This window comes from Pseudomonas urethralis, from assembly GCF_021602465.1.
Taxonomy (GTDB): Bacteria; Pseudomonadota; Gammaproteobacteria; order Pseudomonadales; family Pseudomonadaceae; genus Aquipseudomonas; species Aquipseudomonas vlassakiae.
In genome coordinates this window covers 311,276-337,114 of sequence record NZ_BQIJ01000004.1, presented here as the reverse complement: position 1 = coordinate 337,114, position 25,839 = coordinate 311,276, and the positions used below count along the sequence as shown (strand labels likewise).

Annotated in this window: 26 protein-coding genes; 13 read left to right on the top strand and 13 right to left on the bottom strand. The window is 64.7% G+C overall.

Annotated features, from left to right (window positions below):
• The first annotated feature begins 37 nt into the window (after positions 1-37).
• The 5 genes from L6D64_RS09320 to L6D64_RS09300 all read left to right on the top strand — a co-directional run bounded on the left by L6D64_RS09320 (position 38) and on the right by L6D64_RS09300 (position 3,738).
• Positions 38-526, top strand: a complete 489-nt coding sequence (locus tag L6D64_RS09320) for an isochorismatase family protein (protein WP_176506659.1) — start codon at positions 38-40, stop codon at positions 524-526.
• 88 nt (positions 527-614) lie between these two features.
• Positions 615-1,379 (top strand): hypothetical protein, encoded by a 765-nt coding sequence (locus L6D64_RS09315; protein WP_176506658.1) that lies wholly within the window; start codon positions 615-617, stop codon positions 1,377-1,379.
• Between the two features lie 204 nt (positions 1,380-1,583).
• A complete protein-coding gene (locus tag L6D64_RS09310; protein ID WP_176506657.1) occupies positions 1,584-2,105 on the top strand; it encodes an HvfA family oxazolone/thioamide-modified RiPP metallophore in 522 nt (173 codons plus the stop codon).
• Between the two features lie 63 nt (positions 2,106-2,168).
• Positions 2,169-3,014 carry an HvfB family MNIO-type RiPP peptide maturase gene (locus L6D64_RS09305; protein ID WP_176506656.1) on the top strand — a complete coding sequence of 282 codons (846 nt, stop codon included), beginning with the start codon at positions 2,169-2,171 and terminating at the stop codon, positions 3,012-3,014.
• Positions 3,007-3,738, top strand: a complete 732-nt coding sequence (locus L6D64_RS09300) for an HvfC family RiPP maturation protein (RefSeq protein WP_176506655.1) — start codon at positions 3,007-3,009, stop codon at positions 3,736-3,738. The genes L6D64_RS09305 and L6D64_RS09300 overlap by 8 nt, the downstream gene beginning before the upstream one ends.
• Before the next feature lie 18 nt (positions 3,739-3,756).
• Here the strand turns inward: L6D64_RS09300 and L6D64_RS28305 are convergent, their stop codons facing one another.
• The 9 genes from L6D64_RS28305 to L6D64_RS09260 all read right to left on the bottom strand — a co-directional run bounded on the left by L6D64_RS28305 (position 3,757) and on the right by L6D64_RS09260 (position 11,019).
• The gene (locus L6D64_RS28305) at positions 3,757-3,891 is read right to left on the bottom strand and encodes a hypothetical protein (protein ID WP_276575175.1); all 135 of its coding nucleotides are present in this window, start codon (positions 3,889-3,891) and stop codon (positions 3,757-3,759) included.
• Positions 3,892-3,907: 16 nt separating this feature from the next.
• Entirely contained in the window at positions 3,908-4,333 is a 426-nt protein-coding gene (locus L6D64_RS09295) for a hypothetical protein (RefSeq protein ID WP_236192399.1), read from the bottom strand.
• A gap of 242 nt (positions 4,334-4,575) precedes the next feature.
• A complete protein-coding gene (locus L6D64_RS09290; protein WP_176506654.1) occupies positions 4,576-5,277 on the bottom strand; it encodes a DUF3053 domain-containing protein in 702 nt (233 codons plus the stop codon).
• Positions 5,278-5,432: 155 nt separating this feature from the next.
• Positions 5,433-6,170 (bottom strand): ABC transporter ATP-binding protein, encoded by a 738-nt coding sequence (locus L6D64_RS09285; RefSeq protein WP_176506653.1) that lies wholly within the window; start codon positions 6,168-6,170, stop codon positions 5,433-5,435.
• A gap of 4 nt (positions 6,171-6,174) precedes the next feature.
• The gene (locus tag L6D64_RS09280) at positions 6,175-6,981 is read right to left on the bottom strand and encodes an ABC transporter permease (protein WP_176506652.1); all 807 of its coding nucleotides are present in this window, start codon (positions 6,979-6,981) and stop codon (positions 6,175-6,177) included.
• Complete coding sequence (locus tag L6D64_RS09275; protein ID WP_176506651.1) at positions 6,978-7,940, bottom strand: aliphatic sulfonate ABC transporter substrate-binding protein; 963 nt, start codon at positions 7,938-7,940, stop codon at positions 6,978-6,980. The genes L6D64_RS09280 and L6D64_RS09275 overlap by 4 nt, the downstream gene beginning before the upstream one ends.
• A 244-nt stretch (positions 7,941-8,184) precedes the next feature.
• Positions 8,185-8,661, bottom strand: a complete 477-nt coding sequence (locus L6D64_RS09270) for a YMGG-like glycine zipper-containing protein (RefSeq protein WP_176506650.1) — start codon at positions 8,659-8,661, stop codon at positions 8,185-8,187.
• Between the two features lie 133 nt (positions 8,662-8,794).
• A complete protein-coding gene (locus L6D64_RS09265; protein ID WP_176506649.1) occupies positions 8,795-10,312 on the bottom strand; it encodes an MDR family MFS transporter in 1,518 nt (505 codons plus the stop codon).
• Between the two features lie 44 nt (positions 10,313-10,356).
• A complete protein-coding gene (locus tag L6D64_RS09260; protein ID WP_176506648.1) occupies positions 10,357-11,019 on the bottom strand; it encodes a TetR/AcrR family transcriptional regulator in 663 nt (220 codons plus the stop codon).
• A 262-nt stretch (positions 11,020-11,281) separates the two neighbouring features.
• Between L6D64_RS09260 and L6D64_RS09255 the strand changes: the two genes are divergently transcribed.
• From L6D64_RS09255 to L6D64_RS09225, 7 genes are all read left to right on the top strand, one after another.
• Positions 11,282-11,602 (top strand): hypothetical protein, encoded by a 321-nt coding sequence (locus tag L6D64_RS09255; RefSeq protein ID WP_054887645.1) that lies wholly within the window; start codon positions 11,282-11,284, stop codon positions 11,600-11,602.
• A gap of 352 nt (positions 11,603-11,954) precedes the next feature.
• Positions 11,955-12,551: a paraquat-inducible protein A gene (locus tag L6D64_RS09250; RefSeq protein ID WP_176506647.1), complete on the top strand. Its 597-nt coding sequence runs from the start codon at positions 11,955-11,957 to the stop codon at positions 12,549-12,551.
• Positions 12,548-13,192, top strand: coding sequence for a paraquat-inducible protein A (locus L6D64_RS09245; protein ID WP_176506646.1), 645 nt, complete (start codon positions 12,548-12,550; stop codon positions 13,190-13,192). The genes L6D64_RS09250 and L6D64_RS09245 overlap by 4 nt, the downstream gene beginning before the upstream one ends.
• Positions 13,176-14,816 (top strand): PqiB family protein, encoded by a 1,641-nt coding sequence (locus L6D64_RS09240; protein ID WP_176506645.1) that lies wholly within the window; start codon positions 13,176-13,178, stop codon positions 14,814-14,816. The genes L6D64_RS09245 and L6D64_RS09240 overlap by 17 nt, the downstream gene beginning before the upstream one ends.
• 28 nt (positions 14,817-14,844) lie before the next feature.
• The gene (locus tag L6D64_RS09235) at positions 14,845-15,381 is read left to right on the top strand and encodes a PqiC family protein (RefSeq protein ID WP_176506644.1); all 537 of its coding nucleotides are present in this window, start codon (positions 14,845-14,847) and stop codon (positions 15,379-15,381) included.
• Positions 15,382-15,411: 30 nt separating this feature from the next.
• Positions 15,412-17,286, top strand: coding sequence for a diguanylate cyclase domain-containing protein (locus L6D64_RS09230; protein WP_176506643.1), 1,875 nt, complete (start codon positions 15,412-15,414; stop codon positions 17,284-17,286).
• Positions 17,287-17,305: 19 nt separating this feature from the next.
• Positions 17,306-18,121, top strand: coding sequence for a substrate-binding periplasmic protein (locus tag L6D64_RS09225; protein WP_176506642.1), 816 nt, complete (start codon positions 17,306-17,308; stop codon positions 18,119-18,121).
• Positions 18,122-18,130: 9 nt separating this feature from the next.
• Here the strand turns inward: L6D64_RS09225 and L6D64_RS09220 are convergent, their stop codons facing one another.
• The 4 genes from L6D64_RS09220 to L6D64_RS09205 form a co-directional block, all read right to left on the bottom strand.
• A complete protein-coding gene (locus L6D64_RS09220; protein WP_176506641.1) occupies positions 18,131-19,144 on the bottom strand; it encodes an XdhC family protein in 1,014 nt (337 codons plus the stop codon).
• Positions 19,145-19,295: 151 nt separating this feature from the next.
• Entirely contained in the window at positions 19,296-20,642 is a 1,347-nt protein-coding gene (locus L6D64_RS09215) for a c-type cytochrome (protein WP_176506640.1), read from the bottom strand.
• 18 nt (positions 20,643-20,660) lie between these two features.
• The gene (locus L6D64_RS09210) at positions 20,661-22,910 is read right to left on the bottom strand and encodes a xanthine dehydrogenase family protein molybdopterin-binding subunit (RefSeq protein WP_176506639.1); all 2,250 of its coding nucleotides are present in this window, start codon (positions 22,908-22,910) and stop codon (positions 20,661-20,663) included.
• On the bottom strand, positions 22,910-23,365 hold the full coding sequence (locus L6D64_RS09205; RefSeq protein ID WP_054887635.1) for a (2Fe-2S)-binding protein: 456 nt from the start codon (positions 23,363-23,365) through the stop codon (positions 22,910-22,912). The genes L6D64_RS09210 and L6D64_RS09205 overlap by 1 nt, the downstream gene beginning before the upstream one ends.
• A gap of 262 nt (positions 23,366-23,627) precedes the next feature.
• Here L6D64_RS09205 and L6D64_RS09200 point away from each other — a divergent pair, with 262 nt between their 5' ends.
• Positions 23,628-25,814 carry an OsmC domain/YcaO domain-containing protein gene (locus L6D64_RS09200; RefSeq protein ID WP_176506638.1) on the top strand — a complete coding sequence of 729 codons (2,187 nt, stop codon included), beginning with the start codon at positions 23,628-23,630 and terminating at the stop codon, positions 25,812-25,814.
• Positions 25,815-25,839: the final 25 nt, after the last annotated feature.

Here is a 25,839-nt window from a genome sequence, read left to right as displayed (position 1 = left end):
ATACTCCGCGGCCGTTTCGAGCATTCAGGAGTCGTTCATGCAGCAGGTTCTGCTCATCGTTGATGTCCAGTCCACCTTCAGCCCCCCCGAGTGGCTGGTGGACGGGATTCGTCTGTTGTCAGCGAGGATTCCGTCGTTCGCCTCGATCGAATTGCACGATGAGCAGGTGACGCCGTTCCAGCGCCAGCTCGGCTGGCACCCGGCAGCCGAGGACGAGTGCCTGGTCGAGGTGGACCAGGTGTTCATCAAGCATGGCTATGGCCAGACCGCCGAGACCATCGCCCAGATCCGCCAACTGGGCGTGGAGCGCGTGCTGGTATGCGGCATGCAGACCGAAACCTGCGTCCTGGCAGCAGGTTTTGCGCTGTTCGATGCCGGGCTCTGCCCGACACTGGTGACCGACCTGACCGTCGGCTCATCACTGGACCGCTCTGGCAAACTGGGGACCGACCTGTGGAAGCACCACTTCGGCAACGTGACCACGCGGGCCGAGGTAATGGCCGAGCTCGCGCAGTCGGGCTGCTGAGAAAACCGCGAAAAGCCAGCGCGCATCGTTTAGCATGGGGGCGCCGATTTACCTGGCCCCCCCTCTTATCGAAATGCTCTGGCTTGCCATGACTGCCTTCTACCTCAAGTTTCTGATCACCCCCACGCTCATGTTGGCCATCTCGCTGGCGGCCAAGCGCTGGGGCACGCAAATCGGCGGGCTGCTGTCCGGGCTGCCGGTTACCTCAGCCTTGGTCGTGCTGTTCCTGAGCCTCGAACAGGGCCCTGGTTTTGCCTTGCAGGCAGTGCCTGGCGCGTTGGCCGGCCTGGCGGCGGTGCAGGCGACCTACCTGTTCTACTACCAGGTGACGCGACGGATCGGTGCATTGCCCGGTTGCATCGCCGCGCTGGCGGTTTACGCGGCCATGGCAGCCTTGATGAGCCACCTGGGTTGGCTCGCGCTGTCGGTGCTGGTGACCCTGGCACTGCTCACCCTGATCATCATCGTCACCTCGCAACCGGCGCCGGCCGCTGATGCCAAGGTGGTGCAACTGCTGCGCTGGGTGATCCCGATGCGCATGCTCACGGCCACCGCGCTGCTGGTGGCGATCACCGCCAGCGCCGAATGGCTCGGGCCGGTGGCCAGCGGCCTGCTGGCGCCGATCCCGGTGATCGCCTGGCCGCTGGCGGTGTTCGCCCATGTTCAGGGCGGGCACCCTGAATTGGGGGCGATCGTGCGCGGCAACGCCATTGGCGGCGTGGGCGTGCTGGGGTTCTACCTGACAGTCAACAGCTTCATCGAGCAGTGGGGCAGCGTGCCGGCCATTGCCGCCGCCGTGGTGCTGGCCGTGGCGGCCACCTTTGCCCTGGCCAGGCTGCTGGACCGCCGCTGACCTCTGCACCCAGGCAGGCGCTTGTATCGTTCTGTATCAAGGCGCCTGCCACGCCTACTTGCTTACAAAACCTTCGCTCTGCTGATACGCCCGGGATACATCCCTGGGGCCAAATGAACCAGCCCGAACGAACAAGCCCTACGGCTCGCGTTCCCTGGCGCTTCGCCCTTGAGGCATGACCGTACGACTATCAGGAGAAACACCATGTCCCGTATTCAATTCCCCAACAAGACTCGCCTCGGCCTGCTGAGCATCGCCCTGGTGGGCGGTATCAACCTGGCGTCTTCGGCATTTGCCGTCGAGGCACTGCCGCAAGGCTACCAGCTGGCGGCTGCGGAAAAGGCCGGCGAGGGCAAGTGCGGCGAAGGCAAGTGCGGTGCCAGTGGCGCCAAGGCCAAAGCCACCCAGGCCGAAGGCAAGTGCGGCGAGGGCAAGTGTGGCGCCAGCGGGGCCAAGGCTACCCAGGCTGAAGGCAAATGCGGTGAAGGCAAGTGCGGCGACGCTTCGTTTGCCCGCACGGACGCCGACCATGACGGCCGCGTGTCCCGCGCCGAACTGCTGGCGGTCGCGCCGAAGGCCGGTGCCGAGTTCGATGCCATCGATGCCAACCACGACGGCTACCTTTCCGAAGCCGAGGTCTACCAGTTCCGCAAGCATCAGTTCGACGCCAACGGCAAACCCTTCCCGACCGACCTGTACAGCAAGCTGAGCCAGGCAAAGCACTGACCCGCAGCGGCATCCTCCCCAGGCTGCCAGCCGGGGAGGGCGCTGCACCTCAAGGAGCCTGCGATGAGCACTCAAACCAACCTGCAGGGCGCCGGCCTGGGCTTGCGCCGTGCGCTGCTGCCAGAGCTGCTGAGCATGGACAGCACAGCCGTGGACTTTCTCGAATGCGCGCCAGACAACTGGATCGGCGTCGGCGGCGCCTTCGGCGAAGGCCTGGCGCAGCTGGCCGAGCGCTATCCGCTGGCTTGTCATGGCCTGTCATTGTCGCTGGGCGGCCCGGCACCGCTGGACCATGGCTTCCTGCGCCAGATTCGCGCCTTTCTCGACCGTCACCAGGTGCCGCTGTTCAGCGAACACCTGAGCTACTGCGCCGATGACGGCCATCTGTACGACCTCATCCCCATGCCGTTCACCGAAGCAGCCGTGCGCCACACTGCCCAGCGCATTGCTGAGGTCCAGGATGCCCTGGGTCGGCGGATTGCCGTGGAGAATATCTCTTACTACGCCGCACCGTATCAGGCGATGAGCGAAATCGAGTTTCTGCAGGCGGTGTTGAGTGAAGCCGACTGCGACCTGCTGCTGGACATCAACAATATCGTGGTCAATGCCTGCAACCATCGCTACGACGCTGCCGGGTTCCTGGCCCAGGTGCCGGCCGAACGGGTGGTCTGCCTGCATGTGGCCGGGCACTACGACCAAGCGCCGGACCTGAAGATCGACACCCATGGTGCCAGCGTCAGGCCTGATGTCTGGGGCCTGCTGGCCAGTGCCTACCAGCACTTGGGGCCGGTGCCGACCTTGCTCGAGCGCGACTTCAACCTGCCACCGCTGGCCGAACTGCTGGTCGAGGTGGAGCACATTCGCAGCCTGCAATCTACAGCGCAGGCCTTGGCGGTGCGCCATGGCTGATTCACTGCATGAACAGCTGCTGCGCATGGCTGGCCATATCCGCGATCCGCACGCCAATCCGCCACCGCCTGGTATCGAAGCGCGGCGCCTGGCGGTCTATCGGCAGCTGTTCTTCGGCAACCTGCAGGCACTGCTGGCCGGCAGCTTTCCGGTGCTGCACGCCAGTCTCGCTGCCGAGCACTGGCAGGGGTTGTGCGAAGACTTTTACGCCAACCATCGCTGCCACACGCCGCTGTTCACCGAAGTGGGCAGCGAGTGGGTCGAATACCTGCGAGGGCGAGGCGAGCAGCCCGGGTGGATCGCCGAGCTTGCCCATTACGAGTGGATAGAAACGGCATTGTTGCTCAGTGATGCCGCCGAACCTGAGCATGCCCCGGAGGGTGATCTGCTGGTTGGCGTGCCGGTGCTGTCCAGCCTGGCTATGCCATTGGCCTATGCCTGGCCGGTCAGCCATATCGGGCCGGACCATCTGCCGGGCGAGGCGCCCGATGAGCCCACCTTGCTGCTGGCTCATCGAGGTAAAGACCACAAGGTGGCCTTTTCGCGCCTTGCGCCGCTGGCCCATGCGCTGTTGCAGTCGTTGCAAGACCAGCCCGTGAGCGGGCGTGAACATCTGGCGGTCTTGGCCGCAGCTGCCGGCGTCGAACCCGCTGCCATCGCGGCACCTGGCCTGGCGCTGCTGCAGAGCCTGAAAGCCCAGGGCGTCGTGCTCGGCACCCGATAGGTGCGAGCGGTGAAGCGTTTACTGATACTTGATCACGATCGCCTTGAGCGTGCGCCCTTCGACACTGCGGATATCACGATCCCACAATGGCCCTTCGACATAGGCTGCCAGTGGCTGGCTGCAGTGAACAGAGTCGAAGGGAGTGTAGGGCACAAATTGCCACTGAGGGTCAGCGGCGGTAGTAGCGATGGTCAGCATCGTAATGGTGGGCCCGCTCGTGTCGGCGCTCCCAGTCGCGGCGGCGCTCCGCCTCACGGCGCGCCTCTTCCCGCCGCCATTGGGCCCGGCGCCATTCTTCGCGGCGGCGGTCTTCGCTGTGGTAGTGCCAGCGACCGTCGCGCCAGTAGCGGTCATCATCATGGGCGAGCAGTGGCCCTGGCTGGCCGTCGGCGATGCGGGCCAGGTTCGGCCAAGGGCTCTGGGCCGGCTTGGCCGGCGACGGGGCGATGGTTTCAGTGGCCAGGGCCGCATTCGACGCGTGGATCGGTGTCGCTGAGGCAGCGCCCATGGCTACCAAGGCGAACAGGCCGGCAAAGAGGATTCTCGGGATATGGCGTTTCATCGGCGTAGGCAACCCCAGGTTGTCATTGAACATGCGGTTGGGCAGCACCGTAAGGCGGCGCCCACCGCGAGCGTGAGCATGTCCAGATAGACAAGTAATTGGGGAAAAGTTCTGTTCGTTCAGCGCCTTAGCTTCTACACGTCGCTGAACCAGACCAATGGCCCGCCTGCAAAGCATCTTCCAGCCGTTCGACCGGGGTGGGCAGAGCGGCGCCGATGGCTTGTGCGTGACAACGCTGTTGCCACGCCTGGGTTGATGCGTCTGAGCGCCTGGGGTCAGCGGCCGAGCATCACGGTCTGCAGTTGCGCCTGAGCCTGCTGTACGGTCTTCGCCTGAGCCGTGAGGTCTTGCAGCAAGGCATTCAGTTCAGCCTGCACCTTGGGGTCGTTGACCTTGACGATCGGCCCGTTGATCTCGATCTGCGCCTTGTGGGCATCCACGTAGTCGGCGACTTTCAGGCTGCTGTCGAGGGTGCCGTTGATCTGTGGCAGCACCTGCAGGAAGGTCTCGGCCGGGACGCTGACGGTGCGGTCGTAGGCTTTGTCGTAGACCAGCTTGAGGTCATCGGGCTGCTTGAGCTGGGCATGGGCGCTGTCGGCCTTGGCTTTTTGCGCCTGCAGCTGGACACCCATGTCGTTCAGACCGGTCTGTACCGCCTTGATGTCGTCACGGCGACTGGTGATATCGTTCAGCGACCGCACCGCACCTTTCTGCAGCAGGCTGCCCAGCGGTTTCACCGCGCTATCCATGGCACCGTTGAAATCGGTGATCACCGCGTAATGGTCGTTGTAGGGGCCAAACGCCTTGGACTCGTCGGCGCTCGGCTTGGGCACGTGAACGCCGGGCTTGTCGATGATACGGGTTTGCAGGAATTCGCTGAAGGCAGCGCGCTGCTTGGGTTCATTGTCGCCACAGGCGGCAAGGGCGAGGGGCAGGGCGAGGGCGAGTAACCAGTTGCGGCGGAATGAGACGTTCATGTCGATGAAACTCCGTAGGGGGGAGGGGCGCCAGCGCAATGGCTCGCGCGGCGGGCAAGGGTAGCGCTTTTTCAGGACTGGATCCAACTTGCGTTGTGGTGTTCGCCGCGGTATTTGCAGCGAACCCCCGCAAGCCATCACTCAATGCACCGGAATTAAATCACCCGAGCCTGATGCAGGGCTTCCAGCGCTTCCCCGCGCAGCCGCGAGAGGCGTTCGTCGCGCCGGTCACGCGGGTATTCCAGCCCGACCCGCAATGCCCGGCAGACCGTGCCGGGCCGGTTGCCGATCACCAATACCCGATCACTCAAGTACAGCGCCTCGTCCACATCGTGGGTCACCACGAGCAAGGCAATCCCGTGCCGGTGGGCCAGTTGCAACAGCAAGTCCTGCAGCTTGAACCGGGTAAACGCGTCCACCGCGCTGAACGGTTCATCGAGCAGCAACAGTTGCGGCTGGCCATACAAGCCGCGGGCGATGGCCACGCGTTGCGCCATGCCGCCCGACAGGGCTTTGGGTAGCGCATCAGCGAAGCCCGTAAGCCCGACTTCTTCGAGCAGCGCCGCAACCCTGGCGCGGTCGTAGCGGTTGTCCTCGCTGAAGCCGATATTGTCGGCCACGCTCAGCCAGGGCATCAGCCTGGGTTCCTGGAATACGAAACCCACTTGCTCAGGGCGCCGGTGCAGGCAGCCGCTGAAGTGCGGGTCAAGCTGCGCCACCAGCCGCAGCAATGTGCTCTTGCCGCAGCCACTGGGGCCGAGCAGGCTGACGATTTCGCCGGGCTGCAACTGCAGGTCGATCTGCCCGAGGACCGGGGTTGCACCGAAGGACTTGGCTTCGACCTGTAAGTCGAGCAGCGGCGCAACGGGCAGTGTGCTTAGGGGTTGGTTCATCGGTTCAGGCCTTTGTGTCGGTGCCGTCGAAGGTGTCGCGCCAGGCCAGCCAGCGTCTCTCCAGCCCGGCCAGTAGCCCGTCGCTTAGCTTGCCGAGCAGGGCCAGGGCGATGATTGCCGCCAGCACCAGGTCTGGCCGGGAGGTTTCCCGCCCGTCGCTGAGCAGGTAGCCCAGGCCGCGGGTGGCGGCGATCAGCTCGGCGGCCACGAGGAACATCCAGCTCAGGCTCAGTGCACTGCGCAGGCCGGTGAATACACCGGGGATGGCGGCTGGCAACAGCACCCGCCGGGCCAGGCGCAGCGGGCCGAAGCCGTACATGCGGGCCACCTCGACCAGTTTGCGGTCGATGTTGCGGATCGCCGCTACGCCGTTGAGGTACACCGGGAAGAATGCGCCGATGGCAATCAGCGTGACTTTGGAGGTTTCACCAATACCTAGCCACAGCAGCAACAGCGGCACCCAGGCCAGGCTGGGAATAGCCCGCAGGCTGGCGAAGGTCGGTTCGAGCCAGGCTTCGGCTTCGCGGCTGAGCCCGACCCAGGCGGCAAACACCAGGCCGAGCAGGGCGCCAATGGCGAACCCGGCCAGCACGCGGCTCAGGCTGGCGCCGATATGTTTCCACAAGGCACCGTCCGCCAGTTGCAGCAAGGTCTGGGCAACCTCGCTGGGGGCTGGCATTTGGTAGGACGCTATCCAGCCAAGGCGTACCACGGCCTCCAGCACAACGATCAGCGCCAGCGGCAAGGCCAGGCCCTTGGCCCGGCGCGGCCACTGGCGCCGTGCAGGCACGGGCAAGGTGGTGGCGGTCATTCGATGTTGGCCTCGCCGAAGGACGGATCGATCAACTGGTCAATCACCTGGTTGACGTCGGCACCGCGCTTGACCAGTTCCTCGGAGACCAGGATGGGCGCCGCCGCCTTGGAGGCCTTGGCATCGTCGGCAGTCAGCTGCGGGGCGGAGAGGTCGGTGCGCGACAGCTGGAGCTTGGCGACGTCCAGCGGCAGTTTGGACTCGTCAGCCAACAACTGGGCGAATTCGCCTGGATGCGCGATTGCCCAGTGGCGGGCCTTTTCATACGCCTTGATGACCGTGGCGATGGTTTGCGGGTGCTGTTTGGCAAAGGTCTCGGTGACGCTGATCACGCCGTAGCTGTTGAAGTCCTTGTTGCGGTACAGCAGGCGCGAGCCCGCCTGCAGCTCGCTGGCGGCCATGTGTGGGTCGAGGCCCGCCCAGGCGTCGACATCGCCTTTTTCCAGGGCGGTACGGCCGTCCGGGTGCTGCAGGTGCAACAGTTCGACGTCGTCCTTTTGCAGGCCGGCCTGTTCCAGGGCGCGCAAGGTGAACAGGTACGGGTCGGTGCCTTTGGTGGCGGCGATCTTCTTGCCCTTGAGGTCATTGACGCTGTTCAGCGGTGAGTCCTTGGCCACCACCAGCGCGGTCCATTCCGCGCGGCTGTACACATACACCGATTTGATCGGGCTGCCGTTGGCGCGGGCCAATACGGCGGAGAGGCTGGCGGAGGAACCGAAGTCGGCACCGCCGCTATTGAGGTACTCCAGCGAGCGGTTGCTGCCCTGGCTGAACACCCAGCTGACCTTGGCGCCGGGCAAGGCTTGCTCCAGCCAGCCGAAGTGCTTCAGCACCAGGCTGACCGGCGAGTAGTAGGCGTAGTCCAGGCGTACTTCCTTGGGTGCGTCTTCAGCGTGGGCGGTGAGGTTGAGAAGGAGCGCGGCCAGGCCAGCGGCGAGGGTCTTGAGAGGGAGGCGCATTGCAGAATCCAGTCGAATGAAGGTGTGTTCATTCGATTGCAGGGGGCATGCCATTTGGCCATGCACTTGCCCCAGGCGTTGGCGCTAACCCTGTGGGAGCCGGTTGACCCACGCATGCCGTGTGGTAGAGACCGACGCATACGCGGGTGACCTGCTCCCACAGGCTACGTGGCTGGGCGCCTGGGCTGTACGCAGCTGTACTTTCTGTTGATCGGCTGTTGCCGTGCAGACAGTGCCTGAGGCCTCAAGGGTTGACCTGATAGCCACGCCCCTGCAGGCAACCGCTGTAAGCACTGGCGTGCGCCGAACTTTGCGCCTGGCCCTGGTTGCGCCGGTCTTCGCGGCGCTCCTGGCGTTGCCGCGAGGCACCTACCGCAGCGCCGGCGGCTGCCCCCTGGCTTGCACGGTTCTGCCGATATTGCTCCTTGGCATCGTCGCCGACCCGGTCATACACCTCCTCGTGCTGGTTGCCCCGCACCTGGGCGCCAACCGCACCCGCTGCGGCACCGGCCGCCGCGCCCTTGACCCTGCCGCCGACATGGCTGCCGGTGGAACTGCTGCCGGCGCTGTTTGCGGCGTTGTTCGCCACGGTGTTGCAGTCGTTGATGTCCAGCTGCATCTGTTGGCTGCTCTGGCCCTTGAGCGGCACCACCGACTGGGCCTGGGCTGCAGACGCCGCGCACAGCAGCATCAGCAGGTAACTCCACGTGAACGCACGCATCGCACACCTCCAGCGGATGGGAATTGCATCTCACAGGATAGCCGGGGCTACGGTAGCTGGCGGTGTGCAGTGGCCAGTTGATCTGTAGCGTTTGCCGGTACTGGCCTTTTGGCGGGTACCGGCTGTGCAAGGCTCAATGGGCAGTACGCAGTGGCACCTCGCGCAACAGCCACGACAAGGCAAAAGCCACACAGGTAACGATCGCCGCCAGCAGAAATACCCCCTGCATGGCTGCGCAGAAGGCCTCGAGATAGGCCTGCTGCTGCGGTGCCGACAAGGCGTGCACCGCCGTTGGCGAAAGGCTTGCGGCACCGCCACTGCTGGCCGCGAAATCACTCGGCAGGCCGTCGAGCAGGGCATGGGAAAACAACGCGCCAAACACCGAAACGCCCACCGAACCACCAATCGAACGGAACAGCGTGGCCCCTGATGTTGCCACCCCCATGTGCCGGCGTTCGACACTGTTCTGCACTGCCAGGATCAGCACCTGCATCACCATGCCCAGGCCTGCGCCAAGCAGCCCCATGTACAGGTTCATGCGCCACATCGACGTGCCCAGTTCCAGGCGGCTCAGCAGCCCCAGCGCGACCACCTGCAGCAGCGTGCCGACGATGGGGAACACCCGGTAGCGCCCCCAGCGGCTGATCAAACGCCCGGTGATTGCCGACACCACCAGCAAGCCCCCCATCAATGGCAGCATCTGCAGGCCGGCGCTGGTGGGCGAGGCGTTTTTCACCACCTGCATGTACAACGGCAAGAACGTCACCGAACCGAACAGCGACACGCCGACGATCAGCCCGATCAACCCGGCCAGCACGAAGGTGCGGTGGCGGAACAGGTGCAGCGGCATGATCGGTTCGGCCGCGCGGCGTTGTTCGAACACGAAACCGACCAGGCCGATGACCGCGAACAGTGCCAGGCACAGCACATCCAGCGAGGCCCAGGGCAGCAAGCTGCCGCCCAGGCTGGTGATCAGCACCAGCGCGCCCAGGGTAATGGTGAGGAAGAACGCGCCGATGTAGTCGACCACATGCTTGACCGGCGCCACAGAGGGACGAAACACGCCGCCGATCACCAGCACCGCCAACAGGCCCAGCGGCAGGTTGATGAAGAAGATCCAGTGCCATGACAGGTGTTCGACCAGAAACCCGCCGATCAACGGGCCCACCACGGTGGCCAGGCCGAACACGCCGCCGAACAGGCCCTGGTAGCGGCCCCGTTCGGCGGGTGGAATGACGTCGCCGATGGCCGCCATGGCCACCACCATCAGGCCGCCGCCGCCCAAGCCCTGCAGCGTGCGGAACAGGATCAGCTGGGTCATGTCCTGGGCCAGCCCGCACAGCGCCGAGCCGAGCAGGAACAAGGCAATCGCAATCTGCAGGACGCGCTTGCGCCCGTAGAGGTCGCCGAACTTGCCATACAGCGGCACGACGACGGTGGAGGCCAGCAAATAGGCGGTGACCACCCAGGACAGCCAGCGTAGCCCGCCGAGGTCGCTGACGATGGTGGGCAGCGCGGTAGAGACAATGGTCTGGTCCAGTGCCGCGAGGAACATCACCAGCATCAGGGCGCCGAGCAGCAGCGGGATGGAGGCTTGAGTGCCGGGTTCGGCCTGTACGGAGGAGGGCGCGTCAGCAGATGTCGGTTGCATGCGGTTGCCTTGAGCCTGTGAGGGCGACTGAGTGTCCATGGGCGTCAGCAGCCTTTGCCCTGGGCATGCTGGCGGCCGGCTTCCTGCAGGCCGGCCAGGGCGAAGCTGAACAACTGGGCAGACACGTCTGCGGTTGGCATGCCGAGGATTTCGTGCAGGGTCCCGGTGGACCCGCGCGGGCCGATCAACAGCATCGCCCAAGGCGCGGTGACACAGAGGATGCAGCGGGTCAGTGCCGGGTCGCTCTGGGGAATGCCTGTGATTTCGCTGAACAGGCCCTTGAGCAGCGACAGCTTCAGCGGTGCCTCAGCCTGCAGGTGCGCCTGGCCGTGCGGGCTGGGGGCGAGGATTTCCGCCGCGAGCACCCGCAGGTGCCAGATGTCGCGGCGCTGCGTGGCCTTGCGTACGACCAGTTCGACCAGTGCCCGCAGCTTCTGCGCTGCCGGTTGCTCGCCGGCGGTGATCCGCTGCAGGTCGCTGATGTCCAGAAAGCGCCGCCGCGCTTCATCGAGCACGGCCAGGTACAAGCCACTGCGGCTACCGAAGTGGTAGTTGATCGAGGCCAGGTCGACCTCGGCCTTGGCAGCGACGGCTTTGTTGCTGGCCTCGGCATAACCCACAGCGGCGAACAGCTCGCCGGCGGCCTGGAGGATGCGCGTGCGAGTCGCTTCGCCGTCCTTGCGCGGTTCACGTTGAGTAATGGCCATGGGCGGGCGCTCGGATCGGTGGAATGGAAGTCAGCCTGATTCAGGCTGAATCTAAATTCAATTTAAATTTAATGATTGCCACGGGCGGCCGACAGAAGGTGTCGCTGCACTGCGCCCGGATGGCGCACGCCACTAGGGAGAGCACCCTCAGTTGTGGTACAACACGCTAGTTGACACCAGCCTCGCAGGCGCCCGGATGCGTCGCGGCCGGCTGGTGATTCCCTTGCACCTGCTCCTTTTACTGTGAAACGGAGATTCGAAGATGACCGCCACCGACCGTCTGAGCCTGCTGCAGTACGAGCACCTGGGCCTGGACGATGTTGCCGCTGCCGAGTTCAAGGTGGCTCTGGAGGAGCTGCGTAAACTGGCGCTCGAAGACCGCTATGAACATCCCGCCGCCCTGCACCTGGGTGATATCGCTGACGCCGAAAACCGTCAGGAACTGGCTGAAACCAAAGGCTGGGGGATCGGTTTTCTGCAGGGGCTGACCTGCGCCAAGGCACTTACCCAGGAGCAACTGGAAGCACTGCGCCGAGTGTTCCAGGCCGCAGCGGAGCGCGCGATCAAGCGTATGTGCAGGTAACTACCGCTTTATTGACCTTGCCGCTCTTCGCAATGGATAGCGGCAACCTGCGCATACATGACTCTAAGGCAATGGCTTTCTCGCCAATGCCTTATGCCATTGGCTAACTTCCTGTTTTTCAAGCGCTGTCGCGATCGTCGGCAGATCCGCGCAAAAAACCCTTCAGGGTCAACCAGCTAAGCCGCCAGGGCCGAACTTTCGAAACAGGCTTTTCCCTTCCGGTGAAGACGAGCGCATCCGCCGTTTATCGACTTTACTGGAGAGGCGCTGCGGTCAAATCTTCATGTATCACGCGCATTGAGTAGTGGCTTTGAGTGACGGCATGGAGTGACGCGGGCCTTTGGGGAAGACCATGAGCCAGAGCCAGACACTGATCATCTGTGAATACTGCGACGCGGTGTATGAACGTACGCCGGTGCACAAACATCAACGTGCATTGTGCGTGCGTTGTGGCGGCGTACTGTATCGCCATGCAAGTCTGACCATCCAGCAGCGTCTGGCGCTCAGTGTCACCGGTGCGATTCTGTTGATATTCGCCAATGCCTATCCGGTCATGACCATTGGCATGCAGGGGCTGACCAACTCTGCGACGCTCTGGGATTCGGTGCTGATCCTCAGCAACGGCAGCATCACCTTCATTGCGCTGGTCATGGCCTTGGCCATCATCTTCGCGCCAGTCCTGCAGATTGCCTTGCTTTGCTGGGTGCTGAGCTTCGCCCTGGCCGGGCAGCGGGCGCCTGGCTTTGCCATGTGCATGCGCTGCCTGGAAGGGCTGCGGCCCTGGAGCATGCTGGAAGTCGGCCTGCTGGGCGCACTGGTGGCGGTGATCAAGCTGGCCGGCCTGCTCGATGTGATCCCGGGCATCGGCCTGATCGCATTGGCAGCGCTGAGCATGCTGATCATCTACATTGCCGGGCGCGATATCCGTGACCTGTGGGACCCGCTATGAGTTCGCCCGCGCTGGCAGACGAACTGGGCCTGTGCCTGTGCCATGGCTGCGGGTATGCCTGCGAGCAGGGCGGTCATGTGCACACCTGCGCGCGCTGCGGCGCGCCCCTGCATCGGCGCAAGACCAATGCCATCGCCCGTGGCTGGGCCTTTCTGGTGGCCGCGCTGGTGTTCTACGTGCCGGCCAACCTGCTGCCGGTGATGCATACCGAAATGCTGGGCAGTGGCAGCGACAGCACCATCGGTGGCGGCGTGGTGGAATTCTGGGAACACGGTGCCTGGGACATCGCCCTGATCATCTTCATCGCCAGCATGGGCGTACCGGCCATCAAGTTCTTTTCCCTCGGGCTGCTGCTGTACACCGCCCAGCGTCGTTCGAGCTGGGCTTGCCGGCAGCGCTCGCAACTGTATCGCGGCGTCGAGCTGATCGGCTACTGGTCGATGCTCGATGTCATCGTCGTCGCACTGGTGGCCGCGTTGGTGCAGCTGCGCGGGCTGGGCACCATCGAGCCGCGCCCGGGCATCCTGTTTTTCGGCATGGTCGTGGTGCTGACCATGTTTTCGGCAATGAGCTTCGACCCACGCTTGATCTGGGATCACCCTGGCAATGAGGGAGGCCGCACCGATGGCGCAAGCGAGTGACGCGCGAAATGGCGCCGGGCAGGCAGATGTACGCACCCGGCGCTGGAATGTTTCACTGGTGTGGATCGTGCCGATCCTGGCGATCCTGGTCGGGGCATCGCTGGTGGTACGCAACTGGATGCAGCAGGGGCCGGTGATCTCGATTTCCTTTCGCTCCGGTGAAGGGCTGGTGGCGCACAAGACACAGGTCAAGTACCGCAGCGTGGTGATTGGCGAAGTGACCACCGTGGACCTTGCCGAGGACCACAACAGCGTCATCGTCAAGGTGCAGCTGTCCAATGACGCGCGCTCGTTCGCCACCCAGGGCGCGCGCTTCTGGGTAGTCCGCCCGCGGATCGGCGCGGGCGGGGTATCCGGGGTCGACACCTTGCTCTCTGGCAGCTTCATCGGCGCCGATGCCGGTGAATCGAAAGGCGCTGAAAAGAACTTTACGGGCCTGGAACTGCCACCGGCGATCACCTATGGCGAGAAGGGCAAGCGTTTTATGCTAAGCGCCGATGACCTCGGTTCGCTGGATATCGGCGCCTCCATCTATTACCGCAAGATCCCGGTGGGTGAGGTGGTGTCCTATGCGTTGCAGGATGATGGCAAGGGCGTGGATATCGGCATATTCGTGCAGTCGCCCTACGATAGCTTCGTCACTGGCGATACCCGGTTCTGGAATGCCAGCGGCGTCGACATGCAGATCGGCGCCAATGGCCTGAAGGTCGATACCGAGTCGCTGTCGTCCATCCTGGTCGGCGGGCTGGCATTCGGTTCACCGGACTTCAGCGCCGATGCTCAGCCGGCCGCAGACCAGGCGCGCTTCCAACTGATCGCCGACCGCGACGCTGCCCTGGCACCGCCTTTCGGCAAGGGCCAGTACCTGCAGCTGCGCTTCGACCAGTCCATGCGCGGTCTGTCGGTGGGGGCCCCGGTGGAATTCAAGGGCGTCGAGTTTGGCCGGGTCACGGCGATCAAGCTGGATTACGACCCGGTGAAGCAGATATTCCCGGTGGTGGTGGATGCAGTGGTCTACCCGCAACGCCTGGGCCCTGTGCATCAGAAGATGCTGGCAGTGTTCAAGCACACCGAGGGTGACCTCAATGGTGCCCGGCAGTTGATTGGTACCTTCGTCGAGCATGGCCTGCGGGCGCAGGCGCGCAGCGGCAACCTGATCACCGGGCAGATGTTCGTCTCCCTGGACTTCTATCCGAACGCGCCCAAGGTCGCGTTCGACCGCGAGGCCAACCCTATCGTCATCCCGACGATGCCCGGCAGCCTGGAGATGCTGCAGGAGCAGTTGCAGCATTTCGTCGAGCGCATCGGCAAGTTGCCGTTGGAGAGCATTGCCAGCAACCTCGATGGCACCCTGCGCGACCTGCGCGCCAACCTGAAGACATTCAACAGCCAGACGCTGCCTGGGGTGAAAGCCACCCTCGACGATATGCAGCAAACCTTGAAGACGGCCAACGCGACCATTGCCGACAACTCACCGGAGCGCGAACGGCTGGGTGAAACACTGGACGAGCTGGAACGCATGTCGCGTTCGCTGCGCGACCTGACCGACTACCTGGGGCGCCACCCCGAGTCGCTGATTCAAGGCCGGCCGAAGGCGGCCGGGGCGCAAGACTTGAGACCTTGAAACTGGCAGGCCAAAGGAGTGTCAGCTGATGCATCGAGTGCGCAACCTGTGTGGGGCCAGCCTGCTGATCTGGCTGAGCGGCTGCAGCAGTACCCCGAACAACTACCACACCCTGGTCCCGGCCCAGCCGGTGCAAGGGGGTAGCCAGCATGTGCTGGTGAGCCGGGTCAGCCTGCCGCCGCAAGTGGACCGTCCGCAACTGGTGGTGCGCCAGGGCAGCAGCGGCCTGGCCATCCTGGAAACGGAGTGGTGGGGCGCCAACCTGGTGGACGAGTTTCGCAGTGCCCTGCAGGACATGCTGGGCGGCCCGGTGTCTGGCCCCGGCACTGTGTTGAGGGTCGAGGTGCAGCGATTCGACAGCGTGCCCGGCCAATACGCCTCGCTCGATACCTTGTGGCGCCTGAAACGGCCAGGCGAGCCCGCAATCACCTGCCGGACGTCGGTGCAGACCGCCGCCGACAACAGCATCAACAACCTGGTCAACGCCCACCAGGCCAACCTGCGCAAGCTGGCCGAAGCGGTGCGCGCAACGGCGGCGCCAGGCAGGCCCTGCCCAACCACCTGATGCAGGTGAACACGGGTACGGGGAGCCCGCATGACGTTACGCACGAGATTGCTCTGGCTGTTCGTACCGCCGTTGCTGCTGGTGTTGTCGCTTGTCTACTTCGCAGCCCAGGGCATGCTGCTGGCACGGCTGGACAAGCAGGACGAGCGGCTGCTGGTGGCCGAGGCCGAGCGCCTGCGTGCCTTGCTGGGCAACAGCTTCGAGCGCGACGCCAACCGCCTGCGGCAATGGGCCCAGGCGATGCCGGGTACGGTGCCGTCGGCTTTTCCGCTCGATGCCGCCACGCTGGGCCGCAGTGGCTTCGACTTCATCCTGTACTTTGCCAATGGTGAGCAGCGGGTGAGCTGGCGTCCGCTGGACCTCGCAGCGCTTGAGCGCCCGGCCGGCGCGCCGGCGCTGAACCTGAAGGCGCTGCATGACGGCGTTGCCCAGCAATTGGCGCGCCTGCTGCAGCCTCAGGATGTGGCGCCGCCTGCGCAACTGCTGGCCGTGCTCAGGGTGCCGCTGATCCTGGTCGCCGTGGATACCGCGCGCAGCGGCGACAGGGCCAGCGGTGTGCTGCTGGCGGGCACCTTCCTCGACAGCAAGCGCATCGCCATGTTGCAGCAACAGCTGGGCGGTGAGCTCACCTGGTTGCCGTCGACCAGCGGGCAGGAGCGGCCCGTGCTGCAGGCTGAACTGATGAGCATCGGCAACCGTCGGGTGGTCGATGCCCGCCTTCAGAGTATCGACCTGCTGTTCCAGGACAGCCTGGGCGAGCCTCAGCTGCGCCTGCAACTGACCCGCGAGCGCCATCTGTACCTGGAAGGCGAACAGCAGCTCGCTGTATTCCTAGGCGTGACCGGCGGGCTCATCGGCCTGGCCTGGCTGCTGATCTACCTCGCCCTGGACGTCACCTTGCTGCGGCGCATTGCCCGCTTGCATCACGAGCTTCTGGCCATTGGCCCGGCGGCGGCAGGGCGGCGCCTGACCGATGACGGCCGTGATGAGCTGGGCCAACTGGCGCGCGAGGCAAACCGTGCGCTGGACCGCCTGGAGCAAAGCGAAACGCGTGACCGGGCGATCCTCGATGCCATTGAGGACGGCTACTTCGAACTCGACGATCAGGCCAGGATCGAGTCGGTCAACCCGGCTTTCTGCAGGCTGCTTGGGTATTCGGCGGCGCAGGTGCTGGGACGCACCTTTGCATCGCTGCAGGCACAACCAGCGCCCACCACGACGACAGAACCGGTGATCGCCGAAACCGAGCCCGGCGCGCCACTTTCGGCTCGCCTGCGGCGTGCCGACGGCAGCATCGGTCACTTCGAGACGCAGATCTCCAGGCGCCACAACGCCGGGGGGCGGCTGATCGGCTACCGCGGCATCCTGCATGACGTCAGTGAGCATGTGCTGCATCAACAGCAACTGTTTGACCTGGCCTATCAGGATGCCCTGACCGGGTTGGGCAATCGCAAGGCGTTTCATGAGGACCTTGCCCGGTACCTGCACAGCGCCAGCATGCCGCTGGCGCTGATCTTTCTCGATCTGGACCGTTTCAAGCAGGTCAATGACCGCTTTGGCCACGACGTCGGTGATGCCTTGCTGGCGTGCATGGCCGAGCGCCTTCGCAATGCGCTGCGTCAACCGAACAAGGCCTATCGTTTGGGCGGAGACGAATTCACCGTGATTGTCCCGGCACCCGGGTGCCAGGCGGCCAGCGCGCTGGCCCAGCGCTTGCTAAAGGTGTTGGGCGAGCCGGTCAGCGTCAGGGGAGTGAGCATCGATTTCGTCACGCCAAGCATCGGCGTTGCCTTTGCGCCTGCCCATGCCAGCGAGGTGGATGCCCTGATCAAGGCAGCCGATCAGGCGATGTACGAGGCCAAGCGTGAGCGCGGGCGGGTCTGCGTGTACCAGCCTGCCGAGTGATCAGCCCAGGAGGGTGTCGATGGTCGAGCGTTGTCGTTGCCAGTCCTGGCTGTTGCCGCTGTTGATGCTCCTGCTGCCCGACCTCGCGCTGGCAGAGCCGTCGTGCGGCCAGCTGACTGCGACTGGCAATCCGGAATACCCGCCGTATCTCTGGCGTGACCCGAGCAACCCTGAGCAACTGATCGGAGCCAATGCCGACTTGCTCAAGGAGGTCGGCCAGGCACTGGGGCTGGAGGTGAAGGTGATCTATGGCGGGCCTTGGTCAAGGGCTCAGGAAGAGGTGCGTACCGGGCGTATCGACCTGATGGCGGGGTACTTCATGACCCAGGAGCGTCAGCAGCGGATGGACTTCATCAGCCCGCCGTTCCTGCGGACCCGCAGTGTGGTCTGGGTCCGCCAGGACGGTGCCTTTGCCTATCAGGGTTGGGCGGACCTCAAGGGCCGCAACGGCGGGACGCTGGTCGGTAACAGTCACGGCCAGCAGTTCGACGACTACGCCAGGACCAACCTCCAGCTCGAAGCGGTGCCCAGCGCCAGGCAGGCGTTCGAAAAACTGTTGCTCAAGCGCAATGATTACCTGATCTACGAGCAGTACCCCGGCATGGCCCTGGCGCGCACGCAGGGTTGGGATACGCAGTTGAAGCTGCTCGACCCGCCGGTGTCCAGCGAGGGACTGTACCTGGCGCTGTCGCATCAGTCGAAGTGCAATCGACCCGAGCTGCGCGAGCGGCTGGCACTGAAAATGAAAGCGCTGGTGGATGGCCCGATACCGGAACAACTGGTCGAAAAGAACCTGGAGTTATGGCGGCGGCAGCAAGCCGGTGGGCAGCCCTGACGGCGTCGACTACCCATCCATCTCCAGCGCCCGCTTGGCCTCGCTCACGGTGACCTCGCCAGGCAAGGCGACGCCGTTCTTGGTCGCCAGGATCTCGGCCATGACACTGACGGCAATCTCGGCCGGCGTCTTGCTGCCGATATAGATACCGATCGGCCCGTGCAAGCGTCGTAACGAGGCCTCGCTTACCCCGAAGTGCTCGATCAGGCGTTCCCGGCGCGACTGGTTATTGCGCCGCGAACCGATCACGCCGATGTAGAACGCCGGGCTGTGCAAGGCTTCGAGCAGGGCCAGGTCGTCCAGCTTGGGGTCGTGGCTGAGGCCGACGATGCAGCTGCGCAGGTCCGGGGCGAACGCACGCACCACGTCATCCGGCATGCCGACGATCTTCTCCACGCCCGCCACGTTCCAGCCATCCATGTATTCGGGGCGCGGGTCGCAGACTGCCACCTTGAAGCCATTGAACAGGGCCATGGTCGCCAGGTACTCGGCCAGCACCCCGGCGCCGATCAGCAGCATGCGATAACCCGGGCCCAAGGTATTGAGCATGTGCCGGCCATCGAAACCGAACTGCTCCGGTGCGCCGGTGGTGGTCAGGTGGACCTGGCCGTTGTCCAGGTCCAGTTCGCGGCGCACCAGGTTGCCGCTGTCCAGCAGGGGCAGCAGTTGCTCCAGGCTTGCCAGCGCCGGCTCGAATTCGAGGATCAGCTCGAGGGTGCCGCCGCAGGGCAGGCCGAAGCGCTGCGCTTCATCGGCGCTGACGCCATATTGCACCACGTGCGGCAGGCCATGCGGCATGCCGCCGCCCTGATAGGCCGTGGTGTAGCGGTGGATGAGGTCGTCCTCGATGCAGCCGCCGGAGACGCTGCCGACCACGCGGCCGTCGCCGCGCAGGGCCATCATCGAACCCACGGGCCGCGGTGATGAGCCCCAGGTGCGGGCCACGGTGGCCAGCAGAACCCGTTGCCCGGCCAACAGCCAGTCACGGGCGGTGCGCAAGACCAACAGGTCGATGCTTTCCATGGGAGCCTCTTGAAAATCCAGATTCGGTTGATACCTGCGCCGGCCTGTTCGCGGCTAAAGCGCTCGCAGAGGTACAGCGCAGCACTTGAGCCTTGCGATGCCCCTGTAGGAGCGGCTTTGGCCGCGAAGAGGCCAGTACAGGCACCATCATTTACCGCATGTGCAAGATGATCGGGCTGCTGCTGGCCGGGTCGGTGTGCCCGCGCAGTTTGCCGACCGCTTGCGCATCCACCGCGGCGCCCTTATTGCCCCAGGTGCTGCGTACGAAACTCAGCACATCAGCGATTTCCTGGTCCGACAGCTGTTCGCGGAACGCTGGCATGCGGTAGGCATCCGGCAGACCGGCGGCGACGATGCGCTGCGAACCATTGAGGGTAATGTTGATCGCCGAGGCGTCTTCCCTGGCCAACGCCGAGGTGGCACCGGCCAGCGGGGGCATCCATTCGGCCTGGCCCTTGCCGTCCAGGCCGTGGCAACTGGCGCAGCGGGTGACGTAGAGGTGAGCACCAGGGCTGTCCGGGCGCGTGGCCGCGGAAAGCGCCTGGTACTGCCAGGGCGCACCGTCACGCTGTGGATCTCCGGGCAGCGACTTGAGGTAGCGGGCAATGGCGCTCAGGTCGTCATCGCTCATGAACTGCGTGGAGTTGTTGAAGGCCTCGGTCATCGACCCATACACCACGGCGTGCTGGTTGCGCCCGGTCTTGAGGAACTGGACGATCTCGGCCTCGCTCCAGCGGCCAAGCCCGGTGTTAGGGTCACTGCGCAGACTGGGGGCGTACCAGCCATCGAGCAGGGCGCCGGCGAGGAATGGCGCCCCGGCTTCATCCAGGGCTTTCTCGTTGAAGGCCAGGCCCCGTGGCGTATGGCAGCTGCCGCAATGGCCAGGCCCCTGGACGATATAGGCGCCGCGGTTCCACGACGCATCCTGGCCGGCCTTGGGCGCGTAAGGCGTGTCGGCGGCAAACACGCCGTTCCACAATGCGATGGGCCAGCGCAGGTTCAGCGGCCAGGGAATATCGCTGGGGATGTTCGGCTGTTGTGCCGGCTGTACACCCTTCATGAAGAAGGCGTACAGCGCCTTCACATCGTTATCGCTGAGCTTGGCGTACGAAGGGTAGGGCATTGCCGGGTACAAGCGCCGGCCACCCGGCGCGACGCCATGGCGTACGGCGCGGTCGAAGTCGGCCAGGCTGTAGTTGCCGATGCCGGTCTCGCGGTCGGGCGTGACGTTGGTGGCGTGGATCGTTCCCAGCGGCGTGGCCATCTGCAGGCCGCCCGCAAACGGCTTGCCGTCGGGCAGGCTGTGGCAGGCTACGCAGTCGCTGAGGCGGGCGACATATTCGCCCTGGCTGACCAATGCGGGGTCAAAGCGGGGGGGCTGTTCGGCAGCGAATGGCGAGGCGGGTTCGCGGGTCACGTACCAGGCCAGCAGGCCGGCCGCGACCAGGCACGGCACGGCCAGCCAGCCCGCAGTGCGGGCAAAACGGCTGTGGGTCATGGGGCAGTCCTTGTCCGGTCAGCTGAAGGTGTGGCGGCTAAGCGGCAGGCTACGCACGCGCTGGCCGGTGAGCTGCGCCACGGCGTTGGCCACGGCAGGCGCTACCGCGGGCAACGGCGGCTCGCCGATACCGCCCATCTTCGCCCCGCTCTCGACGATGCGCACATGCACCCGGGCCATGCGCGAGGGCGGCAGGATCGGGTACAGGTCATAGTTGCGCGCGCGCGGCTTGCCGTCGATGAACACCGCTTCTTCCACCAATGTCTGCGACAGGCCCAGGGCTACCGCACCGTTGACCTGATGCTCGATGATCGCCGGGTTGACGATGCTGCCAGGATCGATCGCCTGCCAGATGTCGTGCACTTTGACCTGGCCATTGTCGATCGACACTTCGGCGATTGCCGCAGCCTCGGAGCCGAACGGCGAGGCCATGGCAATGCCCCGGGCGCGCTTGCTGCCGTCTTCTGCGGTGAACGGCCCACGCTTCCAGCCGCCAGACAACTCGGCCACCGCATGCAGCAGGTTGGTCAGGCGCTGATTGTCACGCAGCAGGTGCAGGCGCAGTTCGTAGGGGTCCTTGCCACCCTTGTCGGCCAGCTCGTCAAGGAACGACTCATAGAAGAAGTCGTTCAGCGAATTGCCTACCGAGCGCCAGTAGCCAAGCATGGCCGGGCCTTTGACGTAGATCTGGGCGATGCGTTTGTTGGCTATGGCGTAGGACTTGCCCGACAGCCCTTCGAGCGCCGTGGGGTCGATCTTGTCGCCTTGCTTGCCGGCCAGGGCTTCGGTCGGGCCTTCGGTGGCACTTACCGCTTCGATGGCCACCGGCAGGCCGTCGGCATCCAGCCCGGCGCGGAACTTGACCACCGCGACGGGGCGCAGCACGTCGCGCAGAAACTCCTCTTCGCGGCTCCAGATCAGCTTGACCGGGCGGCCGACGGCCTTGGCCAGGGCGATGGCCTGGGGATACGGATTGGCCGAGTCATAGAGGAAATGGCGGCCGAAGAAGCCGCCGAGCAGCGGCGAGTGCAGGGTGATTTGCGCGGCATCCAGGCCGGTGCGCTTGGCGATGTCGTCGCGGAACATGTCTGGCGCCTGGTTGGGCAGCCAGACCTCCAGGGTGCCGTCCGGGTTGAAGCGAGCGAGGGCAGACGGCGGCTCCAGCTGGGCATGGTTGAGGTACTGGTTGTGGTAGCTGGCCTCGACCTTGGTCTTGGCATTGGCCAGGGCACCGGCGATGTCGCCTTGGTTTTCTTCGTCGCGGGCCGGCCCTTCAACGCTGGCCAGGTGCTCGCGCCAGCCGTCGCTGGAAAAATCTGCCGGCATCGGCCGGACCTTGCTGTCGGCGCCCGGTTCTTTCCAGTCCACCTGGATCGCTTCCACTGCGCGCTTGGCGTGCCACCAGCGTTCGGCTACCACGGCCACCGCGCCCGGCAACTGGTGCACCGAGTGCACCCCTTTCATGCCCTTGACCTGCTCCTCGTTGCGCAGGCTGCCCACGGTCATGCCCAGGCGGGGCGCGTGCTGCACGGCGGCGTGGAGCATGCCGTCGACCTTGAGGTCGATGCAGTATTGGGCCCTGCCGGTGGATTTGTCATAGGCGTCCAGGCGCCGCACCGGTTTGCCGATCCAGCGGAACTGGCTGGGGTCGCGCAGCTTGATGCTGGCAGGGTCCGGTACTGGCAGGTCCATGGCACGGCTGGCCAGCTCGCCATAGGCCAGCGAACGGCCCGAGGCGGCGTGAATGACCTTGCCAGGCTCGGTGGACAGCTCGCCGACCGGTACCCCCCATTGTTCGGCCGCTGCCTGCAGCAACATGGCACGGGCCAGGCCGCCGAGGCGGCGCATGGTCGGGTAGCTCATGCGCACCGACATGCTGCCACCGGTAATGCGCATGCCATTCTCCATCACCACGTAGGCTTCACCGGGCGGCGCGCTTTCCACCAGGAAGCTGGCGGGGTCGACGTCGAGTTCTTCACCGACGATCTGGGCCATGGCCGTGAACGGGCCTTGGCCACCTTCCATGAACGGGCTGAGCAGGCGCACCGTGCCGTCCGGGCGGATCTCCAGGAATGCCGGCACCTGGGTGCCGCGCTCAGGGGTGGCTGCCGCCGCTGCCTGCGCGCGGGGCGCGGCCATCGGCAGGCCGAAACCCAGCACCAGGGCACCGACCGCGGTGCTGGCCAGAAAGCGTCGGCGCGACAGGTTGACGGTTTCGCCCAGTTGCAGCCTGAGCAGTTCTGCGGGGGTGTCGACGGGCGTGTTCATCAGGCCTGCTCCCCTTGGGCCAGTGCATGCACGGCGGCATGGATGGCGTTGTAGGTGCCGCAGCGGCAAAGGTTGACCATCGCCGCGCTGATCTGTTCATCGCTGGGCTTGGGGGTGTGCTTGAGCAGCGCGGTGGCCGCCATCACCTGGCCGGACTGGCAGTAGCCGCATTGGGCCACCTGGTGCTCGACCCAGGCCGCCACCACTCGCTTGCCCACCGCGTCGGCCTCGACCGCTTCGATGGTGGTCACCTCCCGCCCGACCACGCCGGCCACGGGAGTGACGCAGGCGCGTACGACATTGCCATCCACCAGCACCGAGCAGGCGCCACACTGGGCCAGGCCACAGCCATACTTGGTGCCGGTCATGCCCAGATCGTCACGCAGCACCCACAGCAGGGGCGTGTCGGCATCGGCGTCGACCTGGTAGGTCTTCTGGTTGATATGAAGTTCCATGGCTTACCTGCTGATCATCGGTTGATGGCGTTTTATTGTCTGCCGGGGAGTCCGTTGTTCCCCGATCCAGAAACGCTAGCACAGGGGGCCCCGCACGGGGCCCGTGGCAGGCGCAGGTTCAGAGGATCAGGCAAGCAATCCGGCGGAATGCGCAAGCCAGCCCTGGCCACGGGGCAGCACAGACAAACAGGACTTCCGCGGCGAAAACCCGGATAATGCCGGCCAATTTCGTTTTGCACGCTTAAATCACGGTAATCCCCGCATGGAAATCAAGGTCAATTTTCTCGACAACCTTCGTCTTGAAGCCAAGTTCGACGACTTCACGGTGATCGCCGACCAGCCGATCCGCTACAAGGGCGACGGTTCGGCCCCGGGCCCGTTCGACTATTTCCTGGCCTCGTCGGCCCTGTGCGCGGCGTACTTCGTCAAGCTGTACTGCCAGACCCGCGATATCCCCACCGAGAATATCCGCCTGTCGCAGAACAACATCGTCGACCCGGAGAACCGCTACAACCAGATCTTCAAGATCCAGGTCGAATTGCCCGAGGATATTTCCGAGAAAGACCGCCAGGGCATCCTGCGCTCCATCGACCGCTGCACCGTGAAAAAAGTGGTGCAGACCGGCCCCGAGTTCATCATCGAGGAAGTCGACAACCTCGATGCCGATGCCCAGGGCCTGCTGATGCCGGTGGCCGACACCACCACCTACATCCCCGGCAAGGACCTGCCGCTGGAGCAGACCATCGCCAACATGTCCGGCATCCTTGCCGGCCTGGGCATGAAGATCGAGATCGCCTCGTGGCGCAACATCGTGCCCAACGTCTGGTCGCTGCACGTGCGCGACGCGCAGTCGCCCATGTGCTTCACCAACGGCAAGGGTTCGACCAAGGAAGCCGCACTGGCCTCGGCGCTGGGTGAGTTCATCGAGCGGCTGAACTGCAACTTCTTCTACAACGACCAGTTCTGGGGCGAAGACATTGCCAACGCGCCGTTCGTACATTACCCGAACGAGCAGTGGTTCAAGCCAGGGCCGAAGGACGAACTGCCGGCCGAGATCCTCGACCCACACTGCCTGGCGATCTACAACGCGGACGGCGAATTGCGCGGTTCGCACCTGTACGACACCAACTCGGGCAACACCGAGCGCGGCATCTGCTCGCTGCCGTTCGTGCGCCAGTCCGATGGCCAGGTAGTGTACTTCCCGTCCAACCTGATCGAGAACCTGTTCCTCAGCAACGGCATGAGCGCCGGCAACACCCTGGCCGAAGCCCAGGTGCAGTGCCTGTCGGAAATCTTCGAGCGCGCGGTGAAACGCGAAATCCTCGAAGGCGAGCTGGCCCTGCCGGATGTCCCCCAGGAGGTGCTGGCCAAGTACCCAAGCATTCTCGCCGGCATCCAGGGCCTGGAAGAGCAGGGCTTCCCGGTGCTGGTCAAGGACGCCTCGCTGGGCGGTGAGTTCCCGGTGATGTGCGTGACCTTGATGAACCCGCGCACGGGCGGCGTGTTCGCCTCGTTCGGCGCGCACCCAAGCTTTGAAGTGGCGCTGGAGCGCAGCCTCACCGAACTGTTGCAAGGCCGCAGCTTCGAAGGCCTCAACGACCTGCCGCAACCGACCTTCGAAAGCCATGCGCTGACCGAGCCGAACAACTTCGTCGAGCACTTCATCGACTCCAGCGGTGTGGTGTCGTGGCGTTTCTTCAGTGCCAAGGCCGATTTCGAGTTCGTCGAATGGGACTTCTCCGGCCAGGGCGAGGACTCCAACGCGCAGGAAGCCGCGACCCTGTTCGGCATCCTCGAAGACCTTGGCAAAGAGGTGTACATGGCCGTGTACGACAACCTTGGCGCCACGGCCTGCCGCATCCTGGTGCCGGGTTATTCCGAGATCTATCCGGTCGAAGACCTGATCTGGGACAATACCAACCGCGCCCTGGAGTTCCGTGCCGACATCCTCAACCTGCACAGCCTGGATGACCGCGCCCTGCGCGCGCTGCGCCGGCGCCTGGATAAATGCGAGGTGGATGACTACACCACGATCACCACCTTGATCGGCGTCGAGTTCGACGAAAACACGGTGTGGGGCCAGCTGACCATACTGGAGCTGAAACTGCTGATCTGCCTGGCGCTCAAGCGCTTCGAGGATGCCAAGGAACTGGTCGAGGCGTTCTTGCAGTTCAACGACAACACCGTCGAGCGCGGCCTGTTCTACCAGGCGCTGAACGTGGTGCTGGAAGTGCAGCTGGATGATGAGCTGCAACTGGCCGATTACGAGGCCAACTTCCGCCGCATGTTCGGCAACCCGCGGATGGACGCGGTGCTGGGTTCGGTCGACGGTAGCGTGCGCTTCCATGGGCTGACCCCGACCAGCATGAAGCTTGAAGGGCTGGACCGCCATCTGCGGCTGATCGAGAGCTACAAGAAGCTGCATGCCGCGCGGGCCAGGTTTGCCTGACCGACCCTGGGGGGCGCAGCACCGG